We start from the raw sequence: 2,048 nt of genomic DNA, 5'->3' as shown, positions 1-2,048 counted from the left end.
GCTGTGGACCCGTCTCGCGCACGCCCGCGGGAAGGTTCCGGCGCTGGCCGCGGCCACGGCGCTGTTCACGGTGGCGACCCTGCTGCTCATCCCGGCTGGCTTCTCCCCCGGCGCGTGGGTGCACCTCCCGGTGGCGCTGGCTGGTGTCGCGTACGCGGGCATGCAGGCTCTACCGATGTCGATGCTGCCCGACTGCACCGACCTGGATCGCTCGTTGGGGGGACGACGACGAAGTGGGGCGATGAGCGGCCTGTGGACGGCGTCGGAGACCGGCGCGATGGCCCTGGGCCCGGTCGTCGTGCTCGCCCTGTTGGCATTCGGTGGTTTCCGCTCCGGCGGGGTGGCCGATCAGCCCGGGACGGCGCAGTGGGCCATCGTCCTGGCGTTCTCCCTGGTCCCCGCGATACTCGCGGGCGCTAGCCTGCTGCTGATCCGGACTCTCGGCCGGTCCTATCCCCGATGGACGGAGCGAACATGACCCCCGATCCCCTCGCCCTGGAGATCACCGATCGCGGGGAACACGCGCTGGCCCGCCTCGCCGCGATGCGGGCGCAGGACCCGCCGACCACCGGGGGCCGGGTCCTGTCGTACGTCTACGATTCCGGGCTCGCCGAACTCGATGAACTGGCGACCCGCGCGGCTCGTCTCGCCCATGGCGTCAACGGCCTCGACCCCACGGTGTACTCCTCGGTCGCCCGGATCCACGGCGGCATAGTCGACCGTGTGCGCGACATTCTCCGTGGACGGTCCGCGGGCGCGGGTGGCGAGGGCGGCGACGGGCTCGGTGGCGACATCTACGGGAACGTCACGTCCGGTGGCACCGAGAGCTGCATGCTCGCCTGCCTCGCCGCCCGCGAGGTCTCCGGTCGACAGCCGGGCGACGGTGGAACGATCGTCGCGCCGGTGACGGTGCACGCGGCGTTCCGCAAGGCCGCGCACCTGCTGGGCCTGAGGTTCGTCGGCGTCGAGGTCGATCCCGGGACGGGGCGGGTGACCGCCGCCGAGCTCCTCGCGGCGGTCGATGGGGACACGGTGCTGGTGGTGTGTTCGGCGCCCGCCTACCCGAACGGCGTGATCGACCCCGTGGCCGAGGTCGCCGCCGGGCTCGAGGCCGTGCACGATCCGCGCATCGGGTTGCACGTCGACGCCTGTCTCGGCGGCCTAGTGCTGCCGTTCTGGCCCGGTCCGGACCCCGCCGGTCCGGACGCCACCGGTCCGGACGCCACCGAGCCGAACCCGATGCCGCTCTGGGACCTCCGTGTCGCGCGGGTCACCAGCATCTCGGCGGACGTACACAAGTACGGTTTCGCACCCAAGGGCACGTCGGTGCTGCTCAGCCGGGGCCGCGAACGCCACCGGGCGGCATGGTTCGCCACCGTCGACTGGCCCGGTTACCCGGTGGTCAACCCGACGCTCGCCGGATCCAAACCGCTCGAACCCGCCGCGGCGGCGTGGACGGTGCTCGAGGCGCTCGGCGACGGCGGGCAGCGTGAACTGGTCGCCCGGACCGCCCGGGCGACCGATCGGTTGGTCGACGGGTTGTCCGGCATCGAGGGGCTACGAGTCCTCGACCGCGATCCCGGCCCACTGCTGGCGGTCGTCGCCGACGAGTCCGCCGGAGACGGCCGGCGCGTTCACCCGCACCTCTGGGCGGATGCCTGCGCCCGGAGGGGCATCGCCGTCCAGGCGCAGCCCGCCTACCGCCAGAAGCGCGGGACCTTGTCGTCGTCGTCCCACCTCACCATCACCCCGGTGACCGAACGGCTCGTCGAGGAGATCCTCCGCGTGGCGTTTGAGGCCGCAGACGAGGTCCGCGGGCAGCCTGATCCAGTTCCTCCAACGGGGTTCGCCGACGTGCTCGACGCGCTCGAGACAGGGGCCCTCTCCCCCGCCGACCTGCTCGCCCTGTCGGAGGACGAGGTCCATGCGCTCGTGGGTGGCGTCCTCGCCGACGACGAGGCCGGGGCCGAGGGTGGCGGCGATGCGGGGATGGCGCCGCTCCTCGCGGCGATCGAGCGGCTGCCCGCCGGCGTGGGCGGCCGCCTGGT

Annotated in this window: 2 protein-coding genes; both read left to right on the top strand. The window is 73.1% G+C overall.

Annotation, left to right across the window (positions count from 1 at the left end; translation table 11 throughout):
* Positions 1–478, top strand: a 478-nt coding sequence (locus tag G6024_RS03825) for an MFS transporter (protein ID WP_182640303.1), incomplete at its 5' end; no start/stop codon positions are given.
* The coding region (locus G6024_RS03820; protein WP_159148095.1) for a pyridoxal phosphate-dependent decarboxylase family protein at positions 475–2,048 on the top strand (1,574 nt) is incomplete at its 3' end. The genes G6024_RS03825 and G6024_RS03820, both read left to right, overlap by 4 nt.

This window comes from Dietzia maris, assembly GCF_014144855.1.
GTDB lineage: Bacteria > Actinomycetota > Actinomycetes > Mycobacteriales > Mycobacteriaceae > Dietzia > Dietzia kunjamensis.
Note: the sequence above shows the minus strand (reverse complement) of the source record. Positions and strands in the feature narration are given on the sequence as shown.